Source organism: Solibacillus merdavium (assembly GCF_014836935.1).
In the GTDB taxonomy this organism is placed as follows: Bacteria; Bacillota; Bacilli; order Bacillales_A; family Planococcaceae; genus Solibacillus; species Solibacillus ferritrahens.
In genome coordinates, this window is the sequence record NZ_JACSPW010000011.1 from 52,508 (window position 1) to 67,671 (window position 15,164).

General features: G+C 37.4%; 15 protein-coding genes and 1 tRNA gene. 4 read left to right on the forward strand and 12 right to left on the reverse strand.

Translation table 11 applies throughout. From position 1 onward, the window contains the following. Positions 1–111 precede the first annotated feature (111 nt). Entirely contained in the window at positions 112–1,359 is a 1,248-nt protein-coding gene (locus H9632_RS12355; protein WP_191704379.1) for a Zn-dependent hydrolase, read from the forward strand. A 177-nt stretch (positions 1,360–1,536) separates the two neighbouring features. Further along, a complete protein-coding gene (locus H9632_RS18880; RefSeq protein ID WP_225223827.1) occupies positions 1,537–1,794 on the forward strand; it encodes a Parvovirus coat protein VP1-like protein in 258 nt (85 codons plus the stop codon). A gap of 154 nt (positions 1,795–1,948) precedes the next feature. Here H9632_RS18880 and H9632_RS12360 read toward each other — a convergent pair whose 3' ends face one another. From H9632_RS12360 to H9632_RS12375, 4 genes are all read right to left on the reverse strand, one after another. After that, a complete protein-coding gene (locus H9632_RS12360) occupies positions 1,949–2,734 on the reverse strand; it encodes a basic amino acid ABC transporter substrate-binding protein (protein WP_191704380.1) in 786 nt (261 codons plus the stop codon). Positions 2,735–2,884: 150 nt separating this feature from the next. Continuing rightward, the gene (locus tag H9632_RS12365; protein ID WP_191704381.1) at positions 2,885–3,607 is read right to left on the reverse strand and encodes an amino acid ABC transporter ATP-binding protein; all 723 of its coding nucleotides are present in this window, start codon (positions 3,605–3,607) and stop codon (positions 2,885–2,887) included. Then, positions 3,608–4,309 carry an amino acid ABC transporter permease gene (locus tag H9632_RS12370; protein WP_191704382.1) on the reverse strand — a complete coding sequence of 234 codons (702 nt, stop codon included), beginning with the start codon at positions 4,307–4,309 and terminating at the stop codon, positions 3,608–3,610. 30 nt (positions 4,310–4,339) lie between these two features. Continuing rightward, complete coding sequence (locus H9632_RS12375) at positions 4,340–5,119, reverse strand: basic amino acid ABC transporter substrate-binding protein (RefSeq protein ID WP_191704383.1); 780 nt, start codon at positions 5,117–5,119, stop codon at positions 4,340–4,342. A 721-nt stretch (positions 5,120–5,840) separates the two neighbouring features. Here H9632_RS12375 and H9632_RS12380 point away from each other — a divergent pair. After that, positions 5,841–6,443, forward strand: coding sequence for a hypothetical protein (locus tag H9632_RS12380; RefSeq protein ID WP_225223821.1), 603 nt, complete (start codon positions 5,841–5,843; stop codon positions 6,441–6,443). A gap of 612 nt (positions 6,444–7,055) precedes the next feature. On the opposite strand, the gene H9632_RS12385 is transcribed toward H9632_RS12380, so the two are convergent. Continuing rightward, positions 7,056–7,127: transfer RNA gene (locus H9632_RS12385), tRNA-Arg, on the reverse strand. A gap of 186 nt (positions 7,128–7,313) precedes the next feature. On the opposite strand from H9632_RS12385, the gene clpP reads away from it, so the two are divergent. Further along, entirely contained in the window at positions 7,314–7,907 is a 594-nt protein-coding gene (clpP, locus tag H9632_RS12390) for an ATP-dependent Clp endopeptidase proteolytic subunit ClpP (RefSeq protein ID WP_191704385.1), read from the forward strand. A gap of 402 nt (positions 7,908–8,309) precedes the next feature. Here the strand turns inward: clpP and H9632_RS12395 are convergent, their stop codons facing one another. The 7 genes from H9632_RS12395 to H9632_RS12425 form a co-directional block, all read right to left on the reverse strand. Continuing rightward, the gene (locus H9632_RS12395; RefSeq protein WP_191699537.1) at positions 8,310–8,567 is read right to left on the reverse strand and encodes an HPr family phosphocarrier protein; all 258 of its coding nucleotides are present in this window, start codon (positions 8,565–8,567) and stop codon (positions 8,310–8,312) included. Between the two features lie 178 nt (positions 8,568–8,745). Then, entirely contained in the window at positions 8,746–9,687 is a 942-nt protein-coding gene (gene whiA, locus H9632_RS12400) for a DNA-binding protein WhiA (protein ID WP_191704386.1), read from the reverse strand. A 49-nt stretch (positions 9,688–9,736) separates the two neighbouring features. Beyond that, positions 9,737–10,711, reverse strand: a complete 975-nt coding sequence (locus H9632_RS12405) for a gluconeogenesis factor YvcK family protein (protein WP_191704387.1) — start codon at positions 10,709–10,711, stop codon at positions 9,737–9,739. A gap of 4 nt (positions 10,712–10,715) precedes the next feature. After that, on the reverse strand, positions 10,716–11,606 hold the full coding sequence (rapZ, locus tag H9632_RS12410; protein ID WP_191699533.1) for an RNase adapter RapZ: 891 nt from the start codon (positions 11,604–11,606) through the stop codon (positions 10,716–10,718). A gap of 5 nt (positions 11,607–11,611) precedes the next feature. Beyond that, positions 11,612–12,082 (reverse strand): NUDIX hydrolase, encoded by a 471-nt coding sequence (locus tag H9632_RS12415; protein WP_191704388.1) that lies wholly within the window; start codon positions 12,080–12,082, stop codon positions 11,612–11,614. A gap of 350 nt (positions 12,083–12,432) precedes the next feature. After that, positions 12,433–13,377, reverse strand: a complete 945-nt coding sequence (trxB, locus tag H9632_RS12420; RefSeq protein WP_191704389.1) for a thioredoxin-disulfide reductase — start codon at positions 13,375–13,377, stop codon at positions 12,433–12,435. A 76-nt stretch (positions 13,378–13,453) separates the two neighbouring features. Continuing rightward, on the reverse strand, positions 13,454–14,980 hold the full coding sequence (locus tag H9632_RS12425) for a tetratricopeptide repeat protein (RefSeq protein ID WP_191704390.1): 1,527 nt from the start codon (positions 14,978–14,980) through the stop codon (positions 13,454–13,456). Positions 14,981–15,164: the final 184 nt, after the last annotated feature.

A 15,164-nucleotide genomic window follows, 5' to 3' on the forward strand; every position in this document is an offset into this window, starting at 1 on the left:
AATTAACAATTCGTCCATACAATTATTGTATCATTTTACATTAGGTATATATTAATTTGTTATATAAAAATGCTAATGTATATATATTAATGGAATAAAGGGGGACTCCTAATGTTAAAAACCAATCGCGAACGACTAAAAAACAGTATTGAGTTATTCAGTCAATTTGGAGCTACGGAAAATAACGGTGTCACACGTTTAAGTCTTTCCCATGAGGATATTCTGGCGCGCAACAAATTGAAGGAAACTTGCGAACAGCTTGGAATGATTGTCACGACCGATGATATGGGTACAATGTACGCAACACTTCCAGGCAAATCCAACAATTTACCGATTGTGATGGGCTCACATTTGGATTCCGTTATTAAAGGTGGACGCTTTGATGGCGTTCTAGGTGTTTTAACTGCTTTAGAGGCAGTCCAAACAATAATTGATGCCGGACTAGAACTGAACCACCCTCTAACAATCGTGAACTTCACAAACGAGGAAGGCGCACGCTTTGAGCCTTCGTTAATGGCTTCTGGCGTTCTTTCAGGAAAATTCGAAAAGGAAAAGATGCTCGCTTCCACAGACGTAGAAGGCGTAACCTTTGAACAAGCCCTAAAAGAAAGCGGCTATGAAGGTGATATAGCAAACCGTCTAACAGATGCTCATGCCTATTTAGAGCTTCATATTGAGCAAGGCCCCGTACTGGAACACTATGAAACTGAAATTGGCATAGTTGAAGGTGTGCTTGGCATGGTCTGCTATGACATTACTTTGACTGGTGAATCGAATCATGCTGGGACGACCCCTATCTCAATGCGTAAAGATAGTATGTTTGCCGCAATGCAAATTATTTCAATCCTGCAGAACAAACTAAAACAGCTCCCTGATGATCTTGTTTACACAATCGGACGCATTAATGCCTATCCGAATATTCATACAGTCATTCCAAACAAAGTAACATTCTCGTTAGAATCCCGCCATCAAGACCCTTCTGTTATCGCGCAAGTAGAACAAATCATTTTTGACCTACCAAAGGAAATAGAAAATTGTCAGCTTAGCTATTCAAAATTATGGAGCCGCGATACTGTTCATTTTGCACCGGAAGTTGTGGGTGCTGTAGCAGCAAGCGCTGATGACTTAGGCTATTCAAGCCGACATATGTATAGCGGTGCCGGCCATGACGCCCAATTTATTGCCGGCTATATTCCTTCCACAATGATTTTCGTTCCAAGCGCAAACGGCTATAGCCACCGTGAAGATGAGTACACTTCATTCGAGGAATGCTCAAAGGGTGCCGATGTCCTTGTAAATGCCGTTTTGAAGGTTGCAGAAAGTTCCGTTTTGCCCGTAAATTCCGTGAGTATGAAATGATTGATTTTACTTTTATAAAGAGAGGCTGCACGAACGCCTCTCACCTATCCATCTTTTACTATTTTCCGGCAAAGTCTTATGCATTGTTTTCACCTAGTTATAAATAGATTAGCCCTTCCCTTCTTATATAGGAGAACATACTATATGTTAACTATTAAAAGAAGGGAGATTAAAATAATGAGACGTCAAATCGGTTTCTGTTACCCTGGTTACCGATACTGCGGACCAGGGTGTTCCGGTCCCGGTGCACCAACAAATGCAGTAGATAACTGTTGCCTGCACCATGATGCGTGCTATTACTATGGATACGATAAACGATATTGCGATGCGCTATTCCAGCATTGCTTAAGTCAATACAAATATGCTCCCACTAAAATGGGGAAAGACGCAAGATTATTCTCCAAAGCCATCCACATTAAAAATAATCTTCTATAGCGATAAAAAATAGGCATGAAACCACTTGTTACAAGGTTTCATGCCTAATCTTCTATAAAAAAACTAAATTTGGGACATAGGCTCAGGCCGTGCCCCCGGAAAGCGTTCCCGTAACCGAAATCAATTCTGACGGAAGTGGAAAATGTTTTCCCTCTTAGTCAATCTTCTGTCCTGTAATTTCTTCAAGCTTACCGTTTTCTTTAATTTTCTTTAAGCCTTCATTTAAGTGATTCAATAGCTCAGTGTTCCCCTTTTTCACCATGAAGCCGTAATATTCTTTTTCAAACTGATCCGATTCAATCGCTTTTAAGCCGGAATTCGGATTGTTCTTTAAATACTCTAATACTACTGCATTATCACCGATTGCTGCCGCTGCTGCACCATTAATTACTTCTTGGAAGGCAACTGGCTGGTTTTCGTACGCTAAAGTTTTTGAGCTCGTTTTACCTTGCAGTTTTTTTGCCGCTTCATGACCTGTTGTATTAATTTGTACAGAGATTTTTTCATCTTTTAACTCATCCAGTGTTGTAATTGGTGAATCTTCTTTTACGACAATCATTAATGTCGCTTCGTAATATGGATCTGTGAAATCAAATGTTTGTTTACGATCATCTGTAATTGTAATTCCTGATGCCCCTAAATCCAACTCACCATTCTTTAGCTGTTGGAATACCGGCTCCCAACCGACATTTCTAAATTCGATTTCCGAGCCCATCTCTTCACCGATTGCATTCATAATATCTACGTCGATCCCTACAATTTCCCCTTTATCATTCATCGATTCAAACGGTGCAAAAGTAGCTTCCGTGCCGACTAATAGTTTGGAAAAATTCCCTTCCGCATCTGCACCAGAAGTTTCTTTATCCCCAGTACCACACGCAGTTAAAACTATTGATAATGCCACTAGCAGCATCATTGTTAACCATTTTTTATTCGACATTGTAAATCCCCCTATGTATTTTATGTTATAATTATACATTTTTCGAATATAGTAAAACAATATTTATTTTTGAATTTTCAAATATTTCATACTGTAAAAAAACTATCTTCACTATATTTTAATATAGTAAAAGATAGCTTTTTTCTATCTCTATAATACTTTCCCTAAAAATGCTTTCGTACGTTCATTTTGTGGATTGCCGAATACGTCTTCCGGATGACCCTGTTCTACAATATATCCGCCATCCATGAACAGTACTCGGTCACCTACTTCGCGTGCAAAGCCCATTTCATGTGTGACAACAACCATCGTCATACCTTCTTTGGCAAGGTTTTTCATTACTTCTAAAACCTCTTTAACCATTTCAGGGTCCAGCGCTGAGGTTGGCTCATCAAATAGCATTACTTTTGGCTTCATTGCTAAAGCACGTGCAATTGCAACACGCTGTTGTTGACCGCCTGATAATTGCTGTGGGTAATTATCCGCTTTTTCACGCAATCCAACTTTATCTAAAAGCTCCATTGCCAATTGCTCAGCATCTTGTTTGTTCAAGTTTCGAATTTGCATTGGCGCCATCGTAATATTATCAATGACCGACATATGCGGGAACAAGTTAAACTGCTGGAATACCATCCCTACTTCTGTTCGGATTTCGTTAATATTTGTTTTTGGATCATTAATTTGGACACCATTAATATAAATCGCGCCATCTGTAACTTCTTCCAGTAAATTCATGCATCGGAGAAATGTCGACTTACCCGATCCAGAAGGTCCAATAACACAGACTACTTCTTTTTCCTGCACTTCATAATCAATTCCCTTTAACACTTCGAGCTTGCCAAAATGCTTGTGTAAGTTTTCTACTTTAATCATTTACGCCCGCTCCTTTTTCTTACGTGGGTTGTAATTGATATCGACCCGTTTTTCGATAAATGCAACGAGCTTCGTTACGGCGTATGTTAATACAAGATATAAGAACGCTGCAAATAAATATGGCTCCCAGAAACGCTGATACGTTCCGGCAACGACTTTACTCACATATAATATTTCTGCACCGGCAATAACCGTTACAAGAGATGAATCTTTCAATAATGCAATAAATTCATTCCCCAATGGTGGAATCATACGACGGAATGCTTGAGGTAAAATGACTTTACGCATCGCCTGAGAGTGTGTTAAACCTAAAGACCTTGCTGCTTCCATTTGCCCTTTGTCTATTGATTGAATCCCTGCACGGAAAATTTCCGCATTGTATGCCGCGCTATTTAAAATTAATCCAACGATACCCGATACCCACCAACCTTGTGATGAACCAAAAATAGTTGGAATAACAGCTAAGTGAATTAATAATAATTGCACTAGCAATGGTGTACCACGGAATACGTCTACATAAATTTTAGCCGGCCAATAAATCAATTTTTTTTTCGAAACTTGGCCTAACCCTAAAAGCAGACCGAAAATGATACCACCAATATAACCACATGCTGTTAAAACAATAGTCGCCCAAAGTCCTTTTGCATATAGCTCACGGTAGTTCCAGATAATTTCCCAACGGAAAAAATCAAAAAACTCCATCTGAAACCCTCCAATAAATTAAAATATTGCTTATTCGATTTCTGTACCTGTAATTTCAGCTAACTTGCCATTAGCTTTAATCTTTTGCAGACCTTCATTTAAAATATTTAACAACTCTGTATTACCTTTTTTCACCATGAAACCAAAGTAATCCTTTTCAAATGAATCGTCTTCGATTGCTTTTAAACCTGAATCAGGATTGTTTTCTAAGTATTCCAAAATAACAATATTATCTCCAATTGCTGCATCTGCAGCGCCTGTTAATACTTCAGTAAGGGCAATCGAGAAGTTTTCATATCCTAAAATATTTGAACTTGCTACCCCCTGTAAGTTCTTAGCTGCTTCATGACCTGTCGTATTAAGCTGTACGGCTACTTTTTTGTCTTTAATATCTTCCAAAGAGGCAATTGTCGAACCTTCTTTTGTCACGATCAATAATGTTGCTTCATAATATGGGTCTGTGAAATCAAATGATTGTTTACGCTCATCTGTAATCGTAATTGCCGCTGCACCCATATCAATTTCCTCAGTTGTTACTTGGCTTAACATTGAATCCCAGCCTACATTTTTAATTTCTGTTTCAATGCCCATCTCTTCGCCAATTGCTGCTAAAATCTCAGCATCAAAGCCTACTACATTCCCTTTATCATCTAAATACTCAAAAGGAGCGTATGTCGCTTCCGTACCGGCTACGATTTTTGTATATTCTTTATCCCCTATAGATGTTTTTTCATCTGCACCACATGCTGTTAATATCATTGAAGCTGCTGCTAAAGGAGCTGCCCATTTAAATAATTTTCTAGCGTTCATTATGAATATCCTCCTGGATTTTTAAGTTTTTTAATTAATATCTTGTTCAATTATATTAATTCCCCAATTAATATACAACATTTAATTTTTAAAAAATTGATTATTATTGCAGTATGATGAATTTTTATAACAAAAATGATAAGAAATCTGCATATCTTTTAATATTTATTCATTAAATTAATATATCATTATTATTTTCAAACCTCCTGTGTACTATGGGCACTGTATTTTATTTCCTCTTTTTTAGAAATTTAGGTTCATCACCATAACATGTGGTTGCCTAACTAATAAAATTTCACTTAATTGATTAGTGGGTACGGCAAGACAGTGCTAAAGCGTCCGACCAACTTCGAGTGGGAAAACGCCTTGATAGATAGAAAGTGCCTTATTTTTGTTTAAAAAATAATTCGCCATAAAAAAATAAGTTTTTCATTGCCCTTCTAAAATAACGGGAGATTTTACCGTTATTTGAATGATGTAGCTTGTTTTTGAATAAATAAGGGAACGTTTTACCGTTATTTTAAATAAAATCCTGGAATTTCATGTTTTTTAGGTCAATAACGGAAATCCCTTCCCTTATTTTGACTATTTTTTATGTTATTTTAGAAATAACGGAAATTCATTCCTCTATTTTTCTCATTACGCAATTCAATCAGATTGTGCGACTTTTAAAGGTTTATTAAATTTGTCCTGGTTTTGTAAACATTTTTTGGAGGATATGATGAAGATAAAAAATAAAATACCAGACTATATCGTGTGTATTTTCTTAGGAGTATCCTTAGGTGCAATATCCAAATATTTAGATACAATCGCCATTGTAGATGGGAGTTGGTGGTTAGGTGTTCTAAGTTATTTTGGGGATTTATTCACAAGATTAGGCATCTGGGTATTGATTGCAACATTTATAGCTGCATATAGTAGAACATTTATCAGGTCTGCTATTAATACATTTCTATTTTTTATGGGAATGCTAGTGAGTTATTATATTTATTCAGCTTATTTATTCGGATTTTTCCCGACAAGTTATTTTATACTTTGGGGTACCGTAGCACTTGCCTCTCCTGTGCTTGGAATCATTGTATGGGGGGCTAAAAACAAGAAGCCACTATACTTTGGCTTACCCGCCTTGCCTATGGGGTTAATGTTGAGTCTATCTTTAGGGATGGGTTTGTTTTATATTTCCTTGAATTATATTGAAGAATTAATTATGTATATTATCTTGTGCATAATCTTTTACAAAGATCCTAAACAAATGGTGATAACTATTGTCCTTTCATTTGTAATTGGATTTATTACTGAACAAATAATTCCATTTCATTTTTGAATCTAATTACGTTCTAGCATATTAGGTACACGAATTCGACTACAATCAGGAGCGAATGTGCAGTAAAAATTACTTCTCTTAGAACGGACTCTTAAATCACCAACTTATGGTGATGGACCATAATCCAGGGCAATTCTTTATGCAGTACAAAAAAAGACTACTTAGCGGAAATTTCCCGAAAGTAGTCTTAGAATGTATAATTTTTTTAAGAGAATGAAGGATAAAAGGAACCGGTACAGTGATTCCTTTTATCCTAACAAAAAATCCATCCTCCATTGTAGAGAATTAACTACTATGCTATTTTTCTACAATTGGTATAGAAAAGTATATGAAAACAGTAAAATGGCGTCCTATAGGGACATTATAATATAGTATCGCTTGAACATAACCTTTAATAATTTACTAATTATCCACACTTTTTTCAAGTCTAAATTATAAATTTCACTTAAAAATTTCAAATATATTTTAAAAGTACGTTTAATTTATACAGAAATCGGAAATTTATAGTATAGTGTCCAAAAGTAAATGTTAAATAATGGCAGTAATAGTACATATCATCCTATTAAATATAGAATGCCAATACTTAATTATTCATTGATAAAAAAAAAAAAACGCCCTCGGAGGGAATCGAACCCCCAGCCTCAGAACCGGAATCTGAAGTGTTATCCATTACACCACGAGGACAAAATAAGTATATGTTCAACTTTTCCCATTATACAGATGGTACGCCATATTTTCAATAGCAAAAGTCAGAGTTTATATTTGACCATAACTGACTAATACGTGTATGATAGGTTTACAGCTGAAATGATTTCCATTTTTCAGCATAAGAATTCGAATAAAAAGCTTTAACAAAGGGAGGATTATTCAATGAACTTAATTCCTACAGTTATTGAACAAACAAATCGCGGGGAACGTGCATATGACATTTATTCACGTTTATTAAAAGACCGCATCATTTTATTAGGTAGCGGAATCGATGACAACGTATCAAACTCAATCGTTGCACAGCTACTATTTTTAGAAGCAGAAGATCCAGATAAAGACATCTACCTATACATTAACTCACCAGGTGGTTCAATCACATCAGGTATGGCCATTTATGATACGATGAACTTCATCAAGCCGGATGTTTCAACAATTTGTATCGGTATGGCTGCATCAATGGGTGCTTTCTTACTTTCTGCTGGTGCAAAAGGTAAACGTATTGCATTACCAAATGCAGAAGTGATGATTCACCAACCACTTGGTGGCGCACAAGGTCAAGCAACAGAAATCGAAATCGCAGCAAAACGTATTTTACACTTACGTGAAAAGCTGAATAGAATCATGGCTGAAAACACTGGTCAATCTTTCGAAACATTGTCACGTGATACAGATCGTGATAACTTCATGACTGCCGAGCAAGCGAAAGACTATGGCTTAATCGACAAAATCTATGAGCGTAACCAATTAAAGAAATAATACAGCACGAAGCATGCAGGAGTTTATCCTGTGTGCTTTTTTTAGTTTTTAGTGTATTTCATTTCAATTATCCGCTAGGAACTATGCAATAGAATATTTTTATTCCCCACTCGCTCTGGTGACTTTGAAAAGTATTATAATTGGTGACTCCAAAAATTATATTATCCAATTTAATAAGAATAATCGCCACAAAGGTAAGCATATTCGCCACTTTCAATTGAATATTCGCCACTGTGCTTCATTTATTCGTCACTTTCAATCGAATATTCGCCACTGTGCTTCATTTATTCGCCACTCCTCAATAAATATTCGCCACTTTGCACAATGCTTTATGCTCCTCTACTCTGTATATAAAAATAAAGCACAACCTTTTCATCCTGTGAAATGGCTGTGCTTTTCAAGTTAGTTTGCTTTTTCGATTAAAAGCTGTAGAGCGTTAATGGCTTTTTCTTCATCGTGACCATCAGCACATAATGTGACAACCGTTCCTTTTGCCACAGCTAAGCTCATAATTCCCATGATCGATTTTGCATTTACTTTTTTCGTATCCTTTTGTAAAAAGACATCTGCTTTAAAACGATTTGCTTCTTGTACGAATAATGCAGCTTGTCTTGCCTGTAAGCCGGATTTCAGCTTTACTTCTACTTGTTTTTCGATCATCTTGATATACTCCCTTTCACAACCGTTCATCGCTTCTTTTATTTATCTTATCGAAATTATTCGAAAAGAACAATAATAGATTACGGTATTTATGAAATCGCCACCATTATTAACTATACCTTAGCATAAATGGACTTAAATCGTTAGTTTATAAAAAAAACCCGCGCAATCAATGTGGCTAAATCTTTTCCCCACGTCGAATGGCCTCCGCTATATCATCGATTTTACGTAACCGATGATTAACACCCGATTTACTTACAACGCCAGTTGATACCATCTCGCCAAGCTCTTTTAATGTGACATCCTGATATTCCACTCGAAGACGGGCAATTTCCCGTAGTTTTTCGGGTAATTGATCAAGTCCCATTGCATTATCAATATAGCGGATATTTTCAACTTGTCGCAGTGCTGCACCAATTGTCTTATTCAGGTTAGCAGTTTCACAGTTTACGATTCGATTCACACTGTTTCGCATATCTCTTATGATTCGTACATCTTCAAACTTCAGCATTGCCTGAACGGCACCAACTAAATTCATAAAATCCGAAATTTTTTCTGCCTCTTTTAAATAAGTGACATAGCCTTTTTTTCGTTCGATCGTTTTTGCATTGAGATCATAGCGATTCATTAGCTGTGCCAACGCTTCCCCGTGCTCCTTATATAAAGAATAGATTTCCAAATGATAAGAGGAAGTCTCCGGGTTATTGACCGAACCACCTGCTAAAAATGCACCACGTAAATAGGCACGGCGCTCACTGTTTTTCGGAATAATAGTTTTTGAAATCGTATGATTAAATTCAAATGAATTCGATACAATTTCTAAATCATCCAATATTTCACGGGCACCTTCCCGAACACGGCATATATACACATTATTCTTCTTCAGGCGCATCTTTTTCCGCACAAGAAGCTCTACATTATATGGATAGAGCCTTTTTACGATGATATATAGTCGTCGTGCTATTGCAGCATTCTCTGTTTGAACATCCAAGCTTATTTGGCGATTCGCAAAGCTTAAAGAACCATTCATTCGTATAAGGGCGGACACTTCAGCCTTTAAACAACTGTCATTTGCTTCAACCTGTGTAAGCTCTTTTTTTGTTTCCGATGCAAAGGACATGTATGTGCTCCCCCTTTCCTAGCAAACTATGTAGTGATTACATGTAATATTACTGCATCGTTTGTTGTTTTAGTTTTGTATATTCACAAAGCCAATCCGCTAAATTAGTCGCATCATGACGTACTGTTCCATTTTGGATAAGTGCAATTTCTTTTTTAATAATATTGATGCCCATATCTTTTATTCTATCTATATCAAATTTTACGGGCTCAGCATTTTCTTCTCGATAGTTTTCGTAAATTAACGATGGAAGCTCTTTTTCATTAATCAATACCGATTCAATAAACGGCTCGCCTACATGAGTATGAATGGCCTCAATATGCTGCGAGGTTGTATATTTACTCGTCTCACCTTGTTGAGTCATTAAATTGGCTATATAAATTTTTTCACCTTTTGCACGAACGACCGCCTGGCCAATTCCTTTCACTAATAAGTTCGGAATGATGCTCGTATAAAGACTACCTGGTCCAATCAAAATAAAATCCGCGCGTTCAATTGCATGAACCGCAGCTGGTAACGGTTTTAAATTGCTCGGCTCTAAATAAACACGCTTAATTGGAGCATGGCCAGACGGAATTTTTGACTCCCCAATAACGTCTGAACCATCCATTAATTCAGCATGTAAAGTTACTTTTTTATTTGCGGCAGGTATGACTTTTCCGTGCACGTTCAAAACTTTACTCATTTCTGCAATGGCATGGTTAAAATCACCTGTAATTTCCGTTAAAGCTGTTAGCATTAGATTGCCTAGAGAATGTCCGCCCAAGTCATTGGATTGTGAAAAGCGATATTGAAACATTTGCTCAACTAAGGGCTCCACATCCGACAATGCTGCTATTACATTCCGTACATCCCCTGGAGGTGGAATATCATAGTCATCCCGTAAACGCCCAGAAGAGCCACCGTCATCTGCTACCGTAACGATGGCTGTAATATCAAATGCGTGTTGCTTTAAACCTCGTAATATCGTAGAAAGCCCTGTCCCCCCACCGATAACGACAATACGCGTTCTCTTTTTCTTCATTTAATCAATCCTTTCTATGATTGATATCTCTATGTGAAATGATGACTTGGTCATTTTTTGCTAACAGTTTGCCAAAGTATTCAGCGAGCGTTACCGAGCGATGTTGACCACCTGTACAGCCAAATGCGATCACTAGCTGTGATTTTCCTTCACTGCGGTAATGCGGAATCATAAATGTAAACAAGTCCGTTAGTTTGGCAATGAGCTGTTGTGTTTCTTCCGTTGCAAGCACATATGAAGAAACCTCTGTCTGAAGTCCTGTTTTATGTCGCAATTCTTCAACATAATAGGGGTTTTTCAAAAAACGTACATCAAACACTAAATCGGCATCGATCGGTAAGCCATGTTTAAAGCCAAATGACATAATATTTAGTGAAAAAGTTGGGCTGCTCATATTCGAAAATTCCTGTGCAATGCGTTCGCGTAACTCCCGTGGTTTCAACTTGGATGTATTTACAATTGTTTTTGCACGGCCTTTTACCTCTGAAAGCAATTCCCGTTCCTGTTGAATTCCTTCCAATGGTAAACCTTGTGTTGCAAGTGGGTGTGAACGACGAGATTCTTTATAACGTCGAACTAAAGTGGCATCGTCGGACTCTAAAAATAAAATCCGGAGTAAAATATCCTCTTCATTCATTAACGCGTCGAGCGATTCGATTAATGACCCAAAAAATTCTCTCCCACGTAAATCCATTACGACGGCGATACGTGAAATTTTCTTTTCCGAATCTTTCATTAGTGCTAAAAAAGTAGTCAAAAGTTCCGGTGGTAAATTATCGACGCAGTAATAGCCTAAATCTTCAAAGCTCTGAACTGCTACCGTTTTGCCCGCCCCTGACATTCCTGTAATAATAACTAATTCATGTGTAAAGCTCGAACTACCCACTTGTTTCATCTCCTCTAGTTTTGTTCTATTGAGTGTTGAATGGTCTCACTTAATAGCTCAAAATCCTCTGTGTACTCAAATGTACCATATTGCATGCCTTTATTGGCTATTGCAAACAATAAATTTGTCCGGTCACCTGCTGCCATCGGAAGTTCGTTTAACTGCTCCACTGGATACCAGTCCAAAACGCCTTCACGTGTTTCAGTAAACGGTGTTCCTTCTACATCAGAAGCAATAAATGTATAGAGCATCCATTCATCGACGACTGTATCTTCATTTTTTATGACCATTGTATAGATGCCTTTTAAATGGACATTTATAGGTTTTAAATTCGTTTCTTCCTGAAATTCACGAACAGCTGATTCATAGATGGATTCTCCCAGCTCCATTTTGCCGCCGGGTGCAACAAACCAACCTCTTCTCGGTTTTTGGAGCAACAGTACTTTGCCGTCTTTTATAGCTAGTAAATTTGTAATACGTTGCATACGTAACACCTCAATTCTTTCATTAGTGGATATAAAACTATATGCTGTCAAGGTAATCCACATAAGTACAGATAGCTCTCACGCTATTGTACGCAAAATCTGTTTTTCTAATGCTTATATTTCTATTATACCTTGTACCAGGCATTACGTAAAAGCACTCGTACCATTTGTCCTGTTAGTAAATAAAGGAGTTGGTGTCGTATTATCTAAATTTCCGCACAAAAAGAGGTTGTTTCAGCGCAGATCGCGCTAGAAACAACCTAAGGATAAAAATATAAGGGGGTTAAAACAAATTCTTCTTTTAGTATACCCTTATTTTGTAACGAAAAGATTACATTTATGTTAAGGATTTATTGATTTATTTTTTCTTTTGTTTCTTCGATGTAATGTTGAGCTGATTGTGCAGCAATACTGCCATCGCCTGTAGCTGTTACAATTTGGCGCAGCATTTTCTCACGGACATCACCCGCTGCATAAATACCTGGAATAGCTGTTTCCATTTTTTCATTTGTTACAATGTAGCCTGCTTCATTTAAAATGTTCAATGAAGCAAAAGGAGCTGTCAATGGAAGCGTGCCAACATATACGAATACGCCATCTGCCTGCATTTCTTTTTCAGCGCCATCCACAGTTGAAACTAATGTTACTTTACCAACTTTGCCGTCCACTTCATGAATTTCCTTCACTTGTGTATTCCAGATGAAATCTATTTTTTCATTGGCAAATGCACGATCTTGTATAATCTTTTGAGCACGTAATTTATCACGGCGGTGAACAATTGTTACTTTGTCTGCGAAGCGTGTTAAGTAAATACCTTCTTCAACAGCAGAGTCTCCGCCACCGATGACAATCAGATTTTTCTGCTTGAAGAATGCACCATCACATACAGCACAATAACTTACACCACGACCACCCAGCTCTGTTTCACCTGGAATGCCTAATTTTTTATATTCTGCACCTGTTGTAATAATGATTGTACGTGTTTTGTATTGTTTTTTACCTGAAACGATAATTTTATATTCTTCACCGTCGATTACTTCGGAAACATCACCGTAAGCATATTCTGCACCAAATTTTTTCGCGTGCTCGAACATTTTTGTAGATAGCTCTGGTCCTAAAATTGTATCGAAACCTGGGTAGTTTTCTACTTCTTCAGTACTAGCCATTTGACCACCAGGAATACCTCGTTCAATCATTAATGTTGCTAAGTTTGCGCGTGATGCATAAACCGCAGCCGTCATACCTGCTGGACCTGCTCCGATAATTACTACATCATAAATTTTTTCTTCAGACATGTTGATCCTCCTCTTACGTGTACAATAACGATAATTTTATCGTATAAGATTGCTTGGATAAATACAAATTTACTGCCTATTCAAAGTCAGCTGGTATGAATTCATACAATTCATCACTATACTTCGTTAATGTCGCAGTTGAAATCCCGTATTTGCCTGCAATTGTTTTTTTCGTCACCTTTTTTTCGAGTGCAATGTTATATGAATATTCAACCGCAGCAGCTAGTGCAGCACTATTTTTAAACGCATATCCTTGCTGGAAAGCGATTTCGCCCAGTGCAAACCACGTGCTTAATATTTGTGCAACTTCCAATGAAATCGATTCATTAGTCTCTGTAATAAGTTCCGCAACTTCCATAAAACGTAGGAAATGCTTTTCCTCGTTACTATTTTTATTGAAATCATATTCAAGGGCATAGGCTAGACAAAGCTTTTCCAATCCCGAAAATTTTTCAACATCTAAAATAGTAGGATGTGCTACAATTTCCTGCTTAAACGCAGAACGCTTTAATAAAAAAAGTCCGAATAAACGGCTTGATTCATGCTCATCTGATAATTGGCGAATAATGAACTCTCGGTGATTTTCAGCCGAATCCCCAAAAATCGTTCCTTCATTACTTTTCCATGGTTCCATACCTTCTTTTGTAGGGTCCAGCTGAATCAACCTTTTCCACGAATCGTTGGCTACTGCCTCATGTCCTGTAAAATAGGCAGATTGGGCAAGCCAAAAATAAAAACCTGGATCCCCTTCATATCCTTTTTTACTCATTGAACGCAGCCATTTATACGCTTCTTCATATTGACCGATTAGTGCCAATGTTGCACCTAGCTTATAGCGATTATCCCATTCAAAAGGTTGGATTTTCTTTAATATTGATAATAGATTCTCAAGCTCTTCAGTATTTCTCTCATAATATGCAAACACTGTTAAGTTGCACATTGCATGGAGATTACCCGTGTTTTCACGCAGCACTTTATATAAAAGTGCGCGAGCCTGTTCAGCATCACCAATATAAAAGTAGGCTAGCGCCAAGTTATTATACGCATTCCACAAATCCGGGTATTCCTCAATCATTTGCTCCAACATTTCAATTGCAGCCTGGAAATCCCCTTGTTCCATATGACGACGGGCTTTTTCCTGGGCCACATGCTTCGCCCCTTCAAATTCGTCCATGTCATCAATCTCTTCGCCTACATAGTCGACAAACTCCAATATTTCAGAAGCATCCTCTATGTATGCACCATTGGGTTCCATTTCTAAATACCGGGCTGCGTACTTTTGTGCATCAGCAATATGTCCGATACAGCCCGAAACTTCTGCCAGCATAAATATAATTTCAGCTTCATTCGGCTCAAGACTATAAGCGGTGTGGATTAATTCATAGGCATGTTCAAAGTTTTGCAATTCCATTTCCAAAATTCCGTATTGCAATAACACGTGCGCATCATCTGGACTTAAATCTGCTGCGCGCTTAATAAACTTATATGCTTTATCCATTTCGTCCCGATCAATTGCTTTTAATGCTATGTTGTAATAATAATCACCATTTGGAACAAACGACACGACATTTGTTGTATTTGCTTTTAAACGTTTATTTTCCAATAAAATTCCTCCGAGTCATTTCCGTTCAATACCTTTATATAATTCAATACGAAGTGTATCGTATGCTCATTTGTAGTAAAATACGCCTCGTCATATTCCATCCCATTCACAGGATGTCGGTCAGTATGGCTTCTCCTTTAAGAGAATACCCGTAAGACACCCATCCGAAGCTTATATTTCGTTC

What these genes read in the sequence shown, in the direction of transcription:
- H9632_RS12355 (WP_191704379.1), top strand. Translation starts at nt 112, where the DNA reads ATGTTAAAAACCAATCGCGAACGACTAAAAAACAGTATTGAGTTATTC.
- H9632_RS18880 (WP_225223827.1), top strand. Translation starts at nt 1,537, where the DNA reads ATGAGACGTCAAATCGGTTTCTGTTACCCTGGTTACCGATACTGCGGA.
- H9632_RS12360 (WP_191704380.1), bottom strand. Translation starts at nt 2,734, where the DNA reads ATGTCGAATAAAAAATGGTTAACAATGATGCTGCTAGTGGCATTATCA.
- H9632_RS12365 (WP_191704381.1), bottom strand. Translation starts at nt 3,607, where the DNA reads ATGATTAAAGTAGAAAACTTACACAAGCATTTTGGCAAGCTCGAAGTG.
- H9632_RS12370 (WP_191704382.1), bottom strand. Translation starts at nt 4,309, where the DNA reads ATGGAGTTTTTTGATTTTTTCCGTTGGGAAATTATCTGGAACTACCGT.
- H9632_RS12375 (WP_191704383.1), bottom strand. Translation starts at nt 5,119, where the DNA reads ATGAACGCTAGAAAATTATTTAAATGGGCAGCTCCTTTAGCAGCAGCT.
- H9632_RS12380 (WP_225223821.1), top strand. Translation starts at nt 5,841, where the DNA reads ATGAAGATAAAAAATAAAATACCAGACTATATCGTGTGTATTTTCTTA.
- clpP (WP_191704385.1), top strand. Translation starts at nt 7,314, where the DNA reads ATGAACTTAATTCCTACAGTTATTGAACAAACAAATCGCGGGGAACGT.
- H9632_RS12395 (WP_191699537.1), bottom strand. Translation starts at nt 8,567, where the DNA reads ATGATCGAAAAACAAGTAGAAGTAAAGCTGAAATCCGGCTTACAGGCA.
- whiA (WP_191704386.1), bottom strand. Translation starts at nt 9,687, where the DNA reads ATGTCCTTTGCATCGGAAACAAAAAAAGAGCTTACACAGGTTGAAGCA.
- H9632_RS12405 (WP_191704387.1), bottom strand. Translation starts at nt 10,711, where the DNA reads ATGAAGAAAAAGAGAACGCGTATTGTCGTTATCGGTGGGGGGACAGGG.
- rapZ (WP_191699533.1), bottom strand. Translation starts at nt 11,606, where the DNA reads ATGAAACAAGTGGGTAGTTCGAGCTTTACACATGAATTAGTTATTATT.
- H9632_RS12415 (WP_191704388.1), bottom strand. Translation starts at nt 12,082, where the DNA reads ATGCAACGTATTACAAATTTACTAGCTATAAAAGACGGCAAAGTACTG.
- trxB (WP_191704389.1), bottom strand. Translation starts at nt 13,377, where the DNA reads ATGTCTGAAGAAAAAATTTATGATGTAGTAATTATCGGAGCAGGTCCA.